The 16,466-nt window shown below is 36.7% G+C and carries 14 protein-coding genes; 12 read left to right on the forward strand and 2 right to left on the reverse strand.

The features are described 5' to 3' along the window. Positions 1-13: 13 nt before the first annotated feature. The 12 genes from CFK40_RS11145 (at position 14) to nth (ending at position 12,836) form a co-directional block, all read left to right on the forward strand. Positions 14-1,216 (forward strand): CCA tRNA nucleotidyltransferase, encoded by a 1,203-nt coding sequence (locus tag CFK40_RS11145; protein ID WP_089532375.1) that lies wholly within the window; start codon positions 14-16, stop codon positions 1,214-1,216. After that, a complete protein-coding gene (locus CFK40_RS11150) occupies positions 1,192-2,199 on the forward strand; it encodes a biotin--[acetyl-CoA-carboxylase] ligase (protein ID WP_089532376.1) in 1,008 nt (335 codons plus the stop codon). Before CFK40_RS11145 ends, CFK40_RS11150 begins: the two co-directional genes overlap by 25 nt. Next, a complete protein-coding gene (gene panB / locus CFK40_RS11155) occupies positions 2,183-2,983 on the forward strand; it encodes a 3-methyl-2-oxobutanoate hydroxymethyltransferase (protein WP_089532377.1) in 801 nt (266 codons plus the stop codon). Before CFK40_RS11150 ends, panB begins: the two co-directional genes overlap by 17 nt. Positions 2,984-3,002: 19 nt before the next feature. Further along, positions 3,003-3,875 carry a pantoate--beta-alanine ligase gene (gene panC, locus CFK40_RS11160; protein WP_089532378.1) on the forward strand — a complete coding sequence of 291 codons (873 nt, stop codon included), beginning with the start codon at positions 3,003-3,005 and terminating at the stop codon, positions 3,873-3,875. Positions 3,876-3,888: 13 nt separating this feature from the next. Next, positions 3,889-4,284, forward strand: a complete 396-nt coding sequence (gene panD / locus CFK40_RS11165; RefSeq protein WP_089532379.1) for an aspartate 1-decarboxylase — start codon at positions 3,889-3,891, stop codon at positions 4,282-4,284. Between the two features lie 231 nt (positions 4,285-4,515). Next, on the forward strand, positions 4,516-7,299 hold the full coding sequence (gene dinG / locus CFK40_RS11170; RefSeq protein ID WP_089532380.1) for an ATP-dependent DNA helicase DinG: 2,784 nt from the start codon (positions 4,516-4,518) through the stop codon (positions 7,297-7,299). Between the two features lie 897 nt (positions 7,300-8,196). Beyond that, the gene (locus tag CFK40_RS11175; RefSeq protein WP_089532381.1) at positions 8,197-8,367 is read left to right on the forward strand and encodes a YpmA family protein; all 171 of its coding nucleotides are present in this window, start codon (positions 8,197-8,199) and stop codon (positions 8,365-8,367) included. Further along, positions 8,333-8,863, forward strand: a complete 531-nt coding sequence (locus CFK40_RS11180; RefSeq protein WP_152640124.1) for a cell wall elongation regulator TseB-like domain-containing protein — start codon at positions 8,333-8,335, stop codon at positions 8,861-8,863. Before CFK40_RS11175 ends, CFK40_RS11180 begins: the two co-directional genes overlap by 35 nt. A 12-nt stretch (positions 8,864-8,875) precedes the next feature. Next, positions 8,876-10,057 (forward strand): pyridoxal phosphate-dependent aminotransferase, encoded by a 1,182-nt coding sequence (locus CFK40_RS11185; RefSeq protein WP_089532383.1) that lies wholly within the window; start codon positions 8,876-8,878, stop codon positions 10,055-10,057. A 39-nt stretch (positions 10,058-10,096) separates the two neighbouring features. After that, a complete protein-coding gene (asnS, locus tag CFK40_RS11190; protein ID WP_089532384.1) occupies positions 10,097-11,389 on the forward strand; it encodes an asparagine--tRNA ligase in 1,293 nt (430 codons plus the stop codon). 108 nt (positions 11,390-11,497) lie between these two features. Beyond that, complete coding sequence (locus CFK40_RS11195; RefSeq protein WP_193433325.1) at positions 11,498-12,181, forward strand: DnaD domain-containing protein; 684 nt, start codon at positions 11,498-11,500, stop codon at positions 12,179-12,181. Positions 12,182-12,185: 4 nt separating this feature from the next. Next, on the forward strand, positions 12,186-12,836 hold the full coding sequence (gene nth, locus CFK40_RS11200; RefSeq protein WP_089532385.1) for an endonuclease III: 651 nt from the start codon (positions 12,186-12,188) through the stop codon (positions 12,834-12,836). A 201-nt stretch (positions 12,837-13,037) separates the two neighbouring features. Here the strand turns inward: nth and CFK40_RS11205 are convergent, their stop codons facing one another. Next, positions 13,038-15,827, reverse strand: a complete 2,790-nt coding sequence (locus tag CFK40_RS11205; RefSeq protein ID WP_089532386.1) for a transglycosylase domain-containing protein — start codon at positions 15,825-15,827, stop codon at positions 13,038-13,040. A gap of 18 nt (positions 15,828-15,845) precedes the next feature. Next, positions 15,846-16,433: a Holliday junction resolvase RecU gene (recU, locus tag CFK40_RS11210; RefSeq protein WP_089532387.1), complete on the reverse strand. Its 588-nt coding sequence runs from the start codon at positions 16,431-16,433 to the stop codon at positions 15,846-15,848. Between the last annotated feature and the right edge of the window lie 33 nt (positions 16,434-16,466).

A 16,466-nucleotide genomic window follows, 5' to 3' on the forward strand; every position in this document is an offset into this window, starting at 1 on the left:
AGTGGTGAACGAGATGCTTGATCAACTATTTGAAGAGGCAATTTATATTATAAATAAATTAGAAAAATACAATTATCAAGCATACTTTGTAGGAGGATGTGTACGTGATTATCTGTTGAAACGACCGATTTCAGATATTGATATTGCAACATCCGCACCACCTGAAAAGGTTCAATTGATATTTTCAAATGTAATTCCGATAGGTTTAAAGCACGGTACTGTAATTGTTAGACATTTACACAAATCATATGAAGTAACTACTTTTCGTATCGATGGAAAATACTCAGATAATCGTCGCCCAGATAATGTCGAATTTATTCAATCAATTGATGAGGATTTAAAGCGAAGAGATTTTACAATCAATGCACTAGCAATGGATAGCTCAGGTAACATTATTGATTTGTTTGATGGGACTTTAGATCTTCGTAAAAAGGTCATTCGAACAGTTGGAAAGGGCAGCGAAAGGTTTCATGAAGACCCGCTCAGAATTATCCGTGCGCTTCGATTTTCAAGTCAGCTTGGGTTCGCTATCGACACGGATACATTAAAAGATATGATGGTAATTGGCCCTGAAATTACAAAGCTTGCCGTTGAACGAATACGTGTCGAAGTTACCAAGTTTTTTGGTGGAAGTTATATTGACAATGGAATTAATTATTTAAAAAAGACAGAAGTTCATCTGTATCTTCCAGTTATGATAAACTACCCTTATATAATCGATAAATTACCAACAAGGTTTGATCCATTAAATGGGTTTTCGGAAATCGTAACCTTTTTCCACTATTTGGAACCATCTATTTGTATGGAGGAATGGTTTGTTTCATGGAAATGTTCCAATCAAGAAAAACGAGATGTAAAGCAGTTGGTTAAATCAATTGATTATTATAAAAAGTATGGATTAGATAAATGGTTAGTTTACTGTTTACGTGCACCTTATTTTGATGCTTTTGTACGTTTACTAAATTTGTTATATCCAAGTGAACTACTTACTAAAAAAGAAATAATTTTGATACATGATTCACTTGTTATTCATACTAGAGAAGAGTTGGAAGTGGACGGTCACGATTTGATTGCTTTATTTCCAAACAAAGGTAAGGGCCCATGGATACAAGAGGCATTAAACAAAATAGAAAAAGATGTGATTCTAAACCATGTTCCTAATAAAAATAATGAACTAAAGGATTGGATAAAATGGAATCCACCCGAAATAAGTTAATTAAAATACTAGCAGAAAATGACTCCAGTTACATATCAGGACAACAATTGTCAGATGACTTGCAAGTATCGCGTGCAGCCATTTGGAAGCATATGAAAAAGTTAGAGGAAGATGGCTATAAAATTGAAGGAAAAACGAAAAAAGGTTATAAAATTATCGAATATCCAGTTAAAACAAGTGAAAATACACTTCAATGGGGCCTTCAAACCAATTGGCTAGGGAAAAAAATTGTACATAAAACATCTGCAACATCAACACAACATGTAGCTCATCAATTAGCCAGGGAAAATGCTCCACATGGGACAATTGTAATTGCTGATGAACAAACAGAAGGAAAGGGAAGAATGAATCGCTCATGGTATTCTAGTAAAAATAAAGGCATTTGGATGAGTATTATTCTTAGACCTGAAATTCTGCCATATCTGGCACCACAATTAACGCTTCTAACGGCAACTGTTCTTGCGGATGTTTTCGATAAGAAGTTAGGGATTACACCACAGATAAAATGGCCAAACGATTTGTTAATTAATCAAAAGAAGACCGCTGGTATTTTAACCGAAATGCAAGCAGAACAGGATCAAATTCAATATGTTGTGATTGGAATTGGGATAAATGTAAATCATACAATCCGCGATATTCCTGAAGAACTTAGCGAAAAAGCAACTTCATTATACCTATCTTCTAATCATGAAAGATCGATTACGGATATAATACAACAACTATTGCAATCATTTGAGCCTGCTTATGATAACTATCTAACAAATGGTTTCTCGGATGTTAAAGCAAAATGGGAAAGTTATGGTTTTAAAATCGGTCAACCGATTCACATAAGTACTATAAAGAAATCATGGACTGCTAAGTTTAGTGGAATTGCAAACGATGGTGCATTATTAATCGAAAACAAGGATGGACAGATTGAAAAAATGTATTCCGCTGAAATTGATTGGTTTGGGGGAGAAGAAAAATATGAAGACGAGAATTGACCTTCAACGTATGAAAGAAGAGAACAAAAAAATAACGATGTTAACGGCATATGATTATCCAGCAGCAAAATTAGCTGAAGAAACAGAGATCGATATGCTTTTAGTTGGTGACTCATTGGGTATGGTGGTTTTAGGGTACGATTCAACGGTGAATGTAACAGTAAGTGATATGATTCACCATGCAAAAGCTGTAAGACGTGGTGCTACAAATACGTTTATGGTTGTAGATATGCCATTTATGTCTTATCATATCTCGTTAGAGGAATCCCTGACGAATGCTCGTACTATATTCCAAGAAACAGATGCACAGGCAGTAAAAATTGAAGGAGCTTCAACTGAGTTATTAACTTTAACGAGACGATTAACTGAAGCTGGTATACCAGTAGTTGCACATCTTGGTTTAACCCCGCAAACTGTTAATGTTTTAGGGGGATATAAAGTGCAAGGAAAAGATAAAAAAACTGCGGATAAGTTAATCCAGGATGCTAAACAATTAGAATCGAGTGGCGCTATTGCCTTAGTTCTAGAGTGTGTACCAAAGGAGCTTGCAAAAACAGTCACAGATGCGTTATCTATACCTACTATTGGCATTGGTGCGGGGATAAGTTGTGATGGACAAGTATTAGTTTATCATGATATTTTAAAATATGGTGTGGATCGTTTGCCGAAATTTGTAAAAGCTCACGCAGATTTAAACGTTACAATTAAACAAGCAATTGAATCCTATCGCGAAGAAGTTGTTTCGCAAACTTTTCCTACAGAAAAACACAGCTTTACTAACTGATGTAAAAGAAGGAGAAAGCATGAAAATTATTCGAACGGTTAATGAAATGCAGCAAACTGCATCCTCATTACTAAAAGATAATAAAACAATTGGTTTTGTTCCGACAATGGGTTTTTTCCATGAAGGCCATATTGCATTAATGGAGCATGCTAAAAAGGATACTGATATAGTAGTTACTAGCATTTTCGTTAATCCATTACAGTTTGGTCCAAGTGAAGATTACGAACAATACCCTAGAGATGAGGACGAAGATATCAGGCATGCGAAAAATGCAGGTGTTGATATCGTTTTTATCCCCGATACACAAGATATGTATCCAAGAAAGATGGTAATAAATTTGGATATAACGGATCGTGTTAACGTATTATGTGGCAGGTCCCGTCCAGGCCATTTTCAGGGTGTGGTAACCGTATTATCGAAACTGTTTCATATCATACAACCAACAAAAACGTATTTTGGAAGAAAAGATGCACAACAAATAGCTGTTGTTGATGCCTTAATAGAAGACCTTAATTTCCCCATAGAGCTCATTGCACTACCAACCGTACGGGAAAAAGATGGATTGGCAAAAAGTAGCCGAAATGTTAACCTTCATAAAAACGAACGCGAGGAAGCTCCATGGATCTATAAAGCTTTAGAACAAGGAAGACAACTAGTAGTTGACGGAGAGAAAAATCCTGATATAGTTGTAAAAGAGGTTTTGGATACCATTGATAATCATACTAGTGGTAAAATAGATTATGTTGAATTATTAAGCTATCCAGAATTACAACCAATTTCTGTTATTGAGCAACAGGTAATTTTAGCGACCGCTGTTTATTTTGACGGAGCGAGGTTAATTGATAATCTGTTATTTGATAAATACGGAAATATAGCTAAACGGTTAAAGTAGGGGGGTAATAGGTATGTTTCGGACTATGATGAAAGCCAAAATTCATCGTGCAAGAGTTACAGAGGCCAACCTGAATTATGTTGGTAGTGTAACGATTGACCAAGATATAATTGAGCAGGTAGGAATTTTACCGCACGAAAAAGTACAAATTGTAAATAATAATAATGGTGCTCGTATAGAAACGTATGTTATTCCAGGTGAGCGTGGTTCAGGTGTTGTATGTCTGAACGGGGCAGCAGCAAGACTAGTTCAACGGGGTGATACGATAATAATTGTTACCTATGCCATACTATCAGATGAAGAGCTAATTTCATTTAAACCTAAAGTTGCGTTAATGGATGAAAATAATAACGTTGACCAGGTAATTGAACAGGAGCCACCACTCACGGAATGTAAAAGTTTGGTATAAGAGGAATGTTCAAAAAGTCACCAAATGATAAACGGCGAATTTCTCCGCTTTGCTTGTTTTTTCGGTTCTCATGTAGGAATAGTAATTTGCCGACTTTTTGACACGCACTATAAATTTGAGGGGAACTCTTATCATATTCGCGTGATAAGAGTTTTTATATATAGGAAAGCGTCCGCCAATTTTAACGAACAACAATGGGCACTGAACCTGGATAATGACTGAGGTGGAATAATGAATAGGTATGTGGTTATTGATCTCGAAACAACAGGTCATTCGTCAACAAATAATGATAAAATTATTGAAGTAGGAATCGTTATTGTTGAAGATGATAAAATAATAGGGGAATATGGCACCTTTCTTAATCCAAATAAAGCTATCCCATCATTTATTTCAAATTTGACCGGAATAATGGATGAAGATGTGAAAGATGCCCCAAGCTTTTTAGAAAAAGCAGACGAAATTGTGGCCCTTTTTGAGAATAGCTATCTAATTGCTCATAATGTTCCATTTGATTTAGGTTTCTTAAATGCTGAACTCATTAAAAACAATAAAAGTCCGTTAAAAAATCCAGTGATTGATACGGTTGAACTTGCACGAATTCTGTATCCACAAGCACCAAGCTATAAATTAAGCCAGCTTGCTGAATATACGGATATACAACATGCTGATCCGCACCGTGCACTTTCGGATGCCTATGTTACGGCCTCATTATTTTTAAATTTAAAACAGAAACTTGCTTCATTACCGTTTGAAACGATCGATCATTTACTGAGATTAGAAAAGAAGCTGAAATCGGATTTATATGAACTTCTTTTTACAAGAAGAGAAGCACTAGCATTTTCAGTAGAGGAACAACCAGATATTACATCCTATAAAGGATTAGCTTTTAAAAAGGTAAAGGATACGCACGTCGAAAAATCGAATCATCCACTCTCATTTGGCGAATATTTGGATTCGATTTACGAATTAAATGGATCAATGGATAACATGATGGATCATTATGAAAAACGAGTAGGACAACGAGAAATGTCTGAAGAAATATTTGATGCATTTCAAGGCAAGAAACATGCAATGATTGAGGCAGAAACAGGAACTGGAAAGTCGTTAGCATACATAATTCCCGCTATATTTGAAGCGGTACAAAAGAAAAAGCGAGTTGTCATAAGCACATATACAACACAACTACAATCACAACTTTTGGACAGTGAGATACCATTAGTGAAGCGCCTCGTTTCTTTTGATTTTAAAACAGCGTTGTTAAAAGGGAAGCAGCATTATTTAAGTCTTGAAAAATTCCAAAAGGAGTTAGAGGACGATACGAATGATAATTATGATATTACGCTAACAAAAGCAATGATTCTCGTTTGGTTAACCGAAACTGAAAATGGTGATTTTGAAGAAATTCAATTGTCATCCAAGGGATTTTTATTTAATAAACGAATTTCTGCTGAAACTGAAGGGGTCTATGATCAAAACTCACCATGGTCAACAAAGTCTTTTTACCAAAAAGCTCGTAGAAATGCGCAGCAAGCAGATATTATAATTACGAATCATGCATTATTATGTACCGATATGTTTAATGATTTTCAATTTATTCCGACCTATCAAAAAGCGATTATTGATGAAGCACATCATTTAGAAGAAACTGTATCAAAACACTATGGACTAAAACTAGATTACACTAATTTTCAGTACACGTTAAATAACATTGGAACAACTGATGATGGAAATTGGTTAGCACGTATTATAGGAAATCATGACATCCATATACCTGAGTGGAATGAGACTTTCACTTTAACTAAGTATGAAATAGACGATTTATTTCGCATGCTATTTCAATTTGTTACAGAGCAGAATCGAAGTAAAAAAGCTGTAAGTGATGTTGGCCGAATTCAATATCGCTTCGATGAAGATAAGGAAAACACGAAGGATTGGAACACCATTAAAGAGATGGCAACAAGGCTGACTTTTTATCTTCGTGATCTTATCCATTTGCTTGCATACACAGAACAACAATTAGTCAAAATAGATGCAATAGACAAATCAAATCAAGATGATTTTCTTATGACGATTCAAACCATGCAGTCCTTTATCGATCGGATCGAGCATTTATTTTTGATGGATGATCATTCAAAGCACGTGAAGTGGATTGAAATTGAGGCTTACGGTGCAAAAAACGCTGCTTTTTTGTATAGTGAACCAATTGAAGTTTCTAAATTGCTAGCCAATGATTTGTTTCATGCCAAAGAAAGTATTGTTTTAACTAGTGCTACCTTAACAATGAAACAATCCTTTTCTTTTATTAAACGGCGGCTAGGAATACCAGAGGATCGTTTACTAACAAATAAAATAAAATCACCGTTTTCTTATCATGATCAAGTACAGCTTTTAGTTCCAAATGATTTTCCAGACGTAAAGGGTAATAATGTTGATGACTTTATTTATTCTACTTGTGAAGCAATCATGTCATTAGCGGAGATTACGCAAGGACGTATGTTAGTACTATTTACATCCTATGACATGTTGAAGCGTTCTTATTATTTATTAAAGGAAACAATTGATACACACTATATGTTAATTGCGCAAGGGATTTCAAGTGGTAGTCGATCAAGGTTAAAGAAAAACTTTATCAACTTTAATAAAGCAATATTACTCGGAACAAGTTCTTTTTGGGAAGGTGTAGATATTCCTGGAGAAGATCTTTCTTGCTTAATGATTGTTAGGCTTCCTTTTCAACCACCAAATCACCCTGTATATGAAGCCAAAGCAAGCCACTTAAAAGATCAAGGTAAAAATGCCTTTTTTGAATTATCATTACCAAACGCTGTCATCCGTTTTAAACAAGGGTTTGGCCGATTAATTCGATCATCAAACGACAGAGGGATTGTCTTCGTATGTGATGCACGCATGATGAAAGCAAGATACAGCAAATATTTTACAGAGTCTATTCCAAACGTACCAACAAACTTTGCTTCGACACATGAACTCATGGAAAAAGCGCAGGAGTGGTTTTAAAAATAGGTTGTTTTCTAAGAGATGATTGTTGTTTTTGACACAAAGGATATAGACTGCGACGTAAGTGCTGGTTGATTTCCGCTGCGGGCAGTCGCGCACCTTAGGGCGGCTGGTAACCCTTCTCGTGCTGTCGCACTGCGGGGTCTCAACGTCTTCGCTTCCGAGGCCACTGAAAAAGTTAAATATAGTACAAAATACGCGGATCTACCATCGCACCCTCGAATATACTTCGCTTTCCGCGGGCGAGTGTCGAGCCTCCTCGGACTGCCATCCTGCGGGGTCTCGTCGATCTCTTACTTCCCGCAGGAGTCTCCGTATATTCGAGGGTGCTAAGTTGAGGTGAAAAGTTAAATTTTTAAAATCCACCACTTTTTCAGTGGCCTCTTCGCTTTCTAAGCAGGAGTCTACGTGGATTTCCTTCACTGAGGTACTTAACATTTTTAATTTATTTGATTGTTTATATGACACAGGTAGCCATCAATTTAGGGCAGTTGTTTGGAGCGGAGGATCGTTGACTCCTGCGGGAACAGCACGAGGCTGAAGCCGTGCCCGCGGAAAGCAACGGTCCGTAGCGGAAAACAACCAGCAGTTACATCGTAATGTATTTCTGAAGCGGTATGTTATGTCGCGTTTTTTATCAACTTCGGTGGTATGAGCAACAAACTATACGAAAACAGCCTGAAAATAAAAAGAACTGGTGCACAATGAATGTACACCAGTAAAAAGTTTGGGTTAGGATAGTTATTTTGTTAAAAGTACAACAAACGAAACAAGATGCTTGTTATAATAGGTGATGAATTGTTTTTTAAGCGGTACCTATAGTATGTACGAAGAACCACCTATAATGTCTAGAAAAAATTGATAAAACAAGAAGGTTTTATAATTGGAGGGAAATTGATGGATGAAAAATACGAAACACTTTCTACTGTAAAAGTTGCCTATTCATCAGATTTATACAAGATTGTCGATACATTAAATCGAACATTAAAGGAAGACGATCTAATGTTTGGATTAGCATTAGACGAAAAGAATAATGCACAAGCTAAATTCACAATATACAGAACGTAATTGGTTGAAGTGGGCAATTATAGGGTTAATTGTTGTGTTGATTTCTTGTTTTATTTACCTTTTTTTCTTGTATAGTGGTATTCAAGAAAGTAGAACGATTAATTATCAAGATTCAAAAGAAAAAGTATTAAGCAAAACAAATGTGTCACAAATTGAAACCATAACCGAATATAATGGGGAACATCAATTTCATGTGATTTCTGGTACGTCAAAGAGTGGGGAAAATAAGATTGTTTTCATTCCATTGAGCAAGAAAAATAACGAATTAACCGTAATTGAAGAATCAGAAATTATTACCAGGCAACAAATTAAGGATCAATGGAAACAGCAATGTCAAAACTGTGAATTAATAGACATTACTCCCGCAATGGAAAACAATGAACCTTTATGGGAGGTAACCTACATTGATGGTTCAGATCGTTATATTTTTGATTACTTATCTATATACGATGGAGCACGTATGCAACAATATCGACTTAAATCAATTTTTCATTAGAAAGGTGATAAAATGGAATTAGCTAATAGGGTGAAAACGTTGACACCATCATCAACTCTTGCAATAACTGCAAAGGCAAAAAGCTTGAAAGAAGAGGGACATGATGTAATTGGATTAGGAGCCGGGGAACCAGACTTTAATACCCCTCTTTATATTATCGAAGCTGCTAAGGATGCGATGGAAAATGGAATGACAAAATACACGCCATCAGGTGGAATAGTAGGATTACGTGAAGCAATTTGTGCCAAATTTAAAAGTGACAATAATCTTGACTATACATCGGATCAAATAATTGTTACCACAGGTGCAAAACATGCTTTATATACGTTATTTCAAGTTTTAATAAATCCCGGTGACGAGGTAATTGTACCAGCGCCGTATTGGGTAAGCTATCCAGAACAAATTAAACTTGCTGGAGGTAACCCAGTTATTGTTAAAGCTTCAGAAGAAAATAGCTTCAAACTAACTCCAGAGCAATTGGAAGCTGTGATTACTACGAAGACTAAGGCGATTATTATCAATTCTCCAAGTAATCCTACAGGTATGATGTATGATGAAGAGGAATTAAACGCACTGGGCAAAATTTGCATAAAGCATAATATTATTATAATTTCCGATGAGATTTATGAAAAACTGATTTATACAGATGATAAGCACCTATCGATTGCGCAACTGTCTGATCAACTAAAAGAACAAACTATTGTCATTAATGGATTATCAAAATCACATGCTATGACAGGATGGCGAATAGGATATGCTGCAGGCGATAAAACGATAATTAAGGCAATGACTAATCTAGCATCGCATTCAACGTCTAATCCTACCTCTATTGCGCAATTTGCAGCACTAGCAGCATATGAATCAGCAGAAGATCCGATAACAGAGATGAAACGAGCATTTAAACAACGTCTTACTATGTTGTACGAGTTAATTGTTGATATTCCTGGAATTACATGTGAAAAGCCAAAAGGTGCATTTTACCTTTTTCCAAATGTTGAAGAAGCTGTAAAAAATAATGGATTTGATTCTGTTGATGCATGGGTAACAGCCTTACTTGAGGAAGAAAAGGTTGCACTCGTTCCAGGATCAGGATTTGGTTCTAATGGGAATGTGCGCTTATCTTATGCAACTTCAATTGGTTCACTAACAGAAGCTGCTAAACGAATTAAACGTTTTGTTATCAACCATCAATAATAGAAGCTGTTAACTAATAGCAATACGGAGGGATTTAACTTGAAAATCACGATATCACAATCACCAAAAAATGAGGGACAAACGGTTACAATAGGTGCTTGGTTAGCAAATAAACGGTCAAGCGGTAAAATTGCTTTTCTGCAACTTCGGGACGGAACTGGATTTATGCAAGCAGTTGTAGCTAAAAGTGATGTATCAGAAGAGACATTTCAATTAGCAAAAAGCATGTCACAAGAGTCTTCGATGTACATAACCGGTAAGATTGTAGAAGATACAAGATCTGCATTTGGTTATGAAATGCAAGTAAGTGATATTGAATTAATTAACGAGGCAATAGATTACCCAATTACACCTAAAGAACACGGTACAGAGTTTTTAATGGATCATCGCCATTTGTGGCTTCGTTCGAAACGACAACATGCTGTGATGAAAATTCGTAATGAGATTATTCGTGCAACATATGAATATTTCAATGAAAATGAGTATGTGAAAATAGATCCACCAGTTCTAACTGGTTCATCAGCAGAAGGTACAACGGAATTATTCCACACCAAGTATTTTGATGAGGAAGCATATTTATCACAAAGTGGTCAGTTATATATGGAAGCTGCTGCGATGGCCTTTGGCAAAGTATTTTCTTTTGGTCCAACGTTCCGGGCAGAGAAATCAAAAACCAGAAGACATCTAATTGAATTTTGGATGATTGAGCCAGAGATGTCCTTTGTTGATCATGCGGAAAGCTTGGAAATACAGGAACAATACGTAAGCTTTGTAGCACAATCTGTGTTAACTAACTGTAAGCTTGAATTAGATGTTTTAGAACGCGATACGTCAAAACTTGAAATGATTAAAGCACCATTTCCTCGCATATCCTATGATGATGCCGTTACACTATTAAAAGAAAAAGGGTTTGATGATATCGAATGGGGTGAGGATTTTGGTTCACCACATGAGACTGCAATTGCTGAGCATTTTGATAAACCAGTTTTTATCACGAATTACCCAGCAGCTATTAAGTCGTTTTACATGAAACCAGATCCAGAACGTTCGGATGTGGTATTATGTGCAGATTTGATTGCACCTGAAGGTTATGGTGAAATTATCGGGGGATCACAACGAATCGATGATTTAGAATTAATGACTAAACGATTTGAAGAACATGGATTAGCAGGTGAAGCCTATAACTGGTATTTAGAGCTATCTAAATATGGAAGTGTTCCACATTCAGGATTTGGATTAGGACTAGAGCGCACAGTTGCTTGGTTATCTGGAGTGGACCATGTAAGAGAAACAATCCCATTTCCACGATTATTAAACCGTTTATATCCATAGATGAAGAGTGATAATAAACAATCCCTTGTCCGTAATTGTGCAAGGGGTTGTTTAATTAATTTTACTAAGCAATTCGTGCTATACTTAGCAATGAGGTGTGAATTAATTATGACTAAATCAGTGCAGTATCAAAACGTGTTAATTGAACAGCTACCAATTCCGATAAAATTACTTACAACTTATAAATCACTTGGTTTGAATGAAATGGAAACGATGTTAATTATACAATTACACCGGTTTTTATACGAGAAAAACGAATTTCCTACGCCATATGAATTAGCTGCTACATTAACCTTAACTGAACAGGATTGTGCTAAAACCTTAAGAAAGCTAATTCAAAAAAATTACTTATCAATTCAACAAAAACAAAACGATGAAGACCGGGTATCTGAGGTATATTCTCTTGATCCACTTTGGAACCTAATTTTTAGCGAAACAAAACCAAAGCCAGAGTCTGATTTAGAAGATGGTACCTTGTTTATTTTATTTGAACAAGAATTCGGACGACCTATTTCACCATTTGAAATCGAAACAATTAATGTTTGGTTGGACGAAGATAAATTAGAGCCCTCCTTGATAAAGGCAGCATTACGCGAGTCTGTATTAATGGGGAAATTAAATTTTAAATATATAGACCGAATTTTACGGGAATGGAAAAAGAAAGGTATCCTAACGGTTGAGCAAGCCAGGGAGTCGAGTAAAAAGTTCCACAAAAAACAAACAACACCTAGTCAAAACACAGAAAAGAGAGACACATCATTTTATTATAATTGGCTAGAGGGGGAGGACTAGAACCTTGTTAACAAAAGCGCAAGTAAGGTACTCCTTAGATGAAATTACAAAAATGTTCCCGGATGCGGAATGTGAACTTGTCCATAAAAACCCGTTTGAGTTGGTAATTGCAGTTTCACTTTCTGCCCAGTGCACAGATGTCCTGGTAAATAAAGTAACTAAAAACCTATTTGAAAAGTATAAAACACCTGAAGATTACTTGGCAGTCCCATTAGAAGAACTACAAGAGGATATTCGATCAATAGGTTTGTATCGAAACAAGGCTAAAAATATTCAGAAACTATGTAGATCTTTACTAGAAGAATATAATGGAGAAGTTCCAAACACACAGTCCGAATTAGTAAAGTTAGCCGGTGTAGGGCGGAAGACTGCGAATGTAGTAGCCTCAGTTGCTTTTGGAGAACCAGCAATTGCAGTTGACACGCACGTTGAACGTGTTTCAAAACGGTTAGGAATTTGTCGTTGGAAGGATTCTGTAACACAAGTTGAGGAAGCACTAATGAAAAAGGTTCCGAGGGAAGAATGGACCGCTACACATCATCGGTTAATTTTCTTTGGTAGGTATCATTGCAAGGCTAAAAATCCAAATTGTCCAGAATGTCCTTTGTTGGATATTTGTCGAGAGGGAAAGAAACGAATGAAAAATCGGAAATAAGAAAAGCGCAAGCGCCTCGAAAGACACGACAAGCATAAGCAGAGCGGTGCAGTGTGGGTGCTTTGCCTCACGCGGAAGCGAACTGCTTATGTCCCCTAGTGTCTAGGCGCTTGCGCTAGACAGATAATCGCCAAAATTTTATACTTTCTTTGCTCTTAAAAAATAAGATCACTCAAATTATGAGTGATCTTATTTTTGTGTTTATTCTGGTGGTTGGGTTTCTTCTTCTGGTTGATCTTCTGTTGGTTGCTCCTCCGTTGGCTGATCTTCTACTGGCTGATCTTCCGCTGGTTCACCTTGAGTTGGCTCTTCCTCTGTTGGTTCTTCTGGGGGAGCTTCTGGAACTTGTGCGGAAGTCGTTGCAGGTTCACTTCGATTACCAGCCTCGTCTACCGTTACAACCGATATGGTGTACGTTTGCCCTGGTTGAAGGCCCGCGCCTTCAATAACAAGACCTTTTGATTGAACTTGTTGTGTTTGCGCTGATCCTCCACTAGGAGTTACTGTTACTTCAAATTCCGAAAACGGTTTGTTATATTGCCAAGCAACGTTAATGACATTGGCATTTTTATCATATTTTGCTCTTAATCCTTTTACAGGTTCTGCAGCTTGTTCTTCATCTTGGTTATTACTTTCACCTTCATTTTCTTCTTCTTCGTTTTGCTTCTCTTCCTCTTGTTCTTCATTATCACCTGGAACGGTGACGCTTGTTGTCTTTGCTTCACTTGTGTTTGTAGAATCATCCTTACTTACTGCTATTACCTGAATTTCATATTCTGAACCAGGTTCAACATTTGAAATTTCAAGTGACTTTTCTTCTGTTGAGGAAAGTTCTTGCATCGAACCACCATCAATACTAGAACTTACTTGGAACTCTACGTCATTCGAATCATAATCCCATTCTACTTGAATAGACTGTGAATCTTTATCATATGTTGCTTGTAGTCCAGAAACTGAATCAAGTACATCATATCTTTCAGATGTTTTACTAGGTGTATTCCCTTTAACAAAAAGTTCCGTGACAATTCCTGACTCTGGTGTATAGTCACTAGGTAATTTAGCGGGTCTTGAACCTTTTTCAACAGCAACTTCTACCACTGAATCAGGCTTTTGGAAATCCGCCGTTTCTTTGTTTTTCGATAACTCCATCATTGTGTTTTTAAACAACGCATGCGGAATCTGGGTGTCCTCCAGTCCCTTTTCTTCATTATAACCCGTCCATGCGGATATCGTATAGTTCGTTGTATATCCAGTGAACCAGGAGTCTCTTGCATTGTCTAGGCCTTCTCGATTAGTGGTACCAGTTTTACCCGCGACAGGAAGACCTGGAATGTTAGCATTTACACCTGTACCTTCTGTGATTGCGGTTTTTAACATATCTGAAACCATATATGCTGTGGAATCTGACATTACCGCTTCTGGTTCAGGTTTGGTATCGACTTCTTTACCATCAGGGAAGACTACTTTTGTTACGGCATATGGTTCATTATATATTCCCTCATTAGCAAACGCGCGGTAAGCCCCAGCCATTTCAAGTGGATTGGTACCAGTTTGTGTTCCACCAATAGCATCTCGGATATTCATATTATCTTCGTGAAATTCATAACCTAAGCTTTCGGCAAATGGTTGTGCTTTATCAAAGCCAACTTCTTTTAAAGTTTTTACAGCTGGAACATTTAATGACTCGGCAAGAGCTTTCCGAATGGAGACCCAGCCTTGATATTCACGTAAATAGTTTCTAATTGGGCTTGATCCTTCTATTTCATAAGGTTTATCATCATTTATTTGATGATAAGTTGACCAATTTAAGTGTTCGATTGCTGGTCCATAAACTGTGATTGGTTTAATGACAGACCCAGGTTGTCGATTGATATCAAGTGCGTAGTTGAAACCGCCATTTTCTAAACCGTTTCGACTACCACCAATTGCACGAATAGCTCCATTTTGCGAGTCAAGTACAGCCATACCTGCTTGCATTTCCTCGTCATAGTATGGGATTGGATTATCCTCGGCATCAGACATTAAATATTCTACATATTCTTGTGCATTTGTATCAAGGGTTGTATAAATTTTAAGCCCGTCTGTATGAATGTCAGCACCGTCTACTTTTTCTTTTACTTCATCACTAACTCTTTGAATGAATGCGGCATAGGAATTTTCATCGGGTTTGCTTGCCTCTAAAAGGGAAGGAATATCAACTTGTTTCGCTTCCTCTGCCTGTTTTTCAGTAATTTTATCATGCATAACCATAAGATTTAATACGGTTGTCATTCTATCTTTCATTAACTCTGGACTTTCAAATGGATTATATGCTGAAGGTCGTTGTGGTAACCCCGCTAATATTGCTGCTTGTGGCAACGTAAGTTCATTTAGGTCATTAATTCCAAAGTATGTCTGTGCAGCCTTTGCTACGCCATAGGCACCACTTCCGTAATAAACCCTATTTAAATACATTTCTAAGATTTCTTTTTTAGAGTATTGTTGTTCTAACTTTAGTGCTAACCATTGTTCTTGTACTTTAATACTAAGTTTTTTCTCGTGTGATAAAAATGCTTTCTCTACAACTTGCTGTGTGATTGTACTCGCACCTTCTGAGCCAAATCCGTTAGTGATATTGGCAATTATTGCGCCACCAATTCGCCAGATATCAATTCCAGGATGTTCAAAAAATCGTGAATCCTCTGTTGCGATAACAGCATCTATTAAAACAGGTGGTAAATCACTGTAATTGATTTTAGTTCGTTGCTGTGAACCTAATTCGGCAACTAACTCACCATCTTTATCATATATTTGTGATGAAAATGGAGTGGATAGCTTTTCTGCATCAATTTCCGGAGCGGTGGCAATATAATAGGTAAATAATGCACCAACGCCTATGATCATTGCTAGGATTAGAATGCTTGCAATTAATACGATACGTTTCCATAATGGTTTCTTGCTACCCTTTTTTTGTTTGCGTCTTGCTGTTCGAGATTGGCTATCTTGTGCCATTCTGCATCTGCCTCCGTTCTAAAAATAAAGCTTATCAATAATTGCTAAATAGTCAATACGTTTTTGATAATGAAATGGAATGACATACCCCTCATTCTTAATAATCTGATAGGGAATAGACTTTCTTTTACCACTTAATTTGTCGTCCCAATAAGGAAAAAGTTTCTCCACGGGGAAAAAATATGTTTCATTAAACTGGGCAAAACGAATAAGTAAAAAAGAAATCCCGCCATGTTTGACCACCGCTTGCATATGATTTAGCTGATGATCATGAATATTTGCCAATGGAAATCGTGTCTTATTTTTTGTTTCCTTTGCTTCAAAATCAATGTGTTTTCCACGATATACCCCGTTGTAATCGGTTGTGGATGCCTGTTTGAAGTAACCTTCTGTGATAACTGCTGCACTTCGTTTTGGATAATTTACTTTTACAATTTGTATTGGCGTTGGTTTTTTATGAATAACAGCAATAGCAGAATCTAGATAGAAAGAATTTGTTATATTTATATCCTCTTCTAAACTCATCCCTCGATTACTAAATGCTTTGCCTGTATTAGCCATTGCTGAACGTGAACTATCCTGTTTTTTTCCATTAGGGTAATTCATCACTTTCCCCCCTAACATATTTAAATATCATAA

The sequence above is a fragment of the Virgibacillus necropolis genome (assembly GCF_002224365.1).
Lineage (GTDB): Bacteria > Bacillota > Bacilli > Bacillales > Amphibacillaceae > Virgibacillus_F > Virgibacillus_F necropolis.

Bases quoted from the DNA above. Each gene is read 5' to 3' on its own strand.
- CFK40_RS11205 (WP_089532386.1), bottom strand. From the start codon at position 15,827: ATGGCACAAGATAGCCAATCTCGAACAGCAAGACGCAAACAAAAAAAG.
- recU (WP_089532387.1), bottom strand. From the start codon at position 16,433: ATGAATTACCCTAATGGAAAAAAACAGGATAGTTCACGTTCAGCAATG.
- panB (WP_089532377.1), top strand. From the start codon at position 2,183: ATGAAGACGAGAATTGACCTTCAACGTATGAAAGAAGAGAACAAAAAA.
- CFK40_RS11145 (WP_089532375.1), top strand. From the start codon at position 14: ATGCTTGATCAACTATTTGAAGAGGCAATTTATATTATAAATAAATTA.
- CFK40_RS11150 (WP_089532376.1), top strand. From the start codon at position 1,192: ATGGAATCCACCCGAAATAAGTTAATTAAAATACTAGCAGAAAATGAC.
- panC (WP_089532378.1), top strand. From the start codon at position 3,003: ATGAAAATTATTCGAACGGTTAATGAAATGCAGCAAACTGCATCCTCA.
- panD (WP_089532379.1), top strand. From the start codon at position 3,889: ATGTTTCGGACTATGATGAAAGCCAAAATTCATCGTGCAAGAGTTACA.
- CFK40_RS11185 (WP_089532383.1), top strand. From the start codon at position 8,876: ATGGAATTAGCTAATAGGGTGAAAACGTTGACACCATCATCAACTCTT.
- CFK40_RS11180 (WP_152640124.1), top strand. From the start codon at position 8,333: ATGCACAAGCTAAATTCACAATATACAGAACGTAATTGGTTGAAGTGG.
- CFK40_RS11175 (WP_089532381.1), top strand. From the start codon at position 8,197: ATGGATGAAAAATACGAAACACTTTCTACTGTAAAAGTTGCCTATTCA.
- CFK40_RS11195 (WP_193433325.1), top strand. From the start codon at position 11,498: ATGACTAAATCAGTGCAGTATCAAAACGTGTTAATTGAACAGCTACCA.
- dinG (WP_089532380.1), top strand. From the start codon at position 4,516: ATGAATAGGTATGTGGTTATTGATCTCGAAACAACAGGTCATTCGTCA.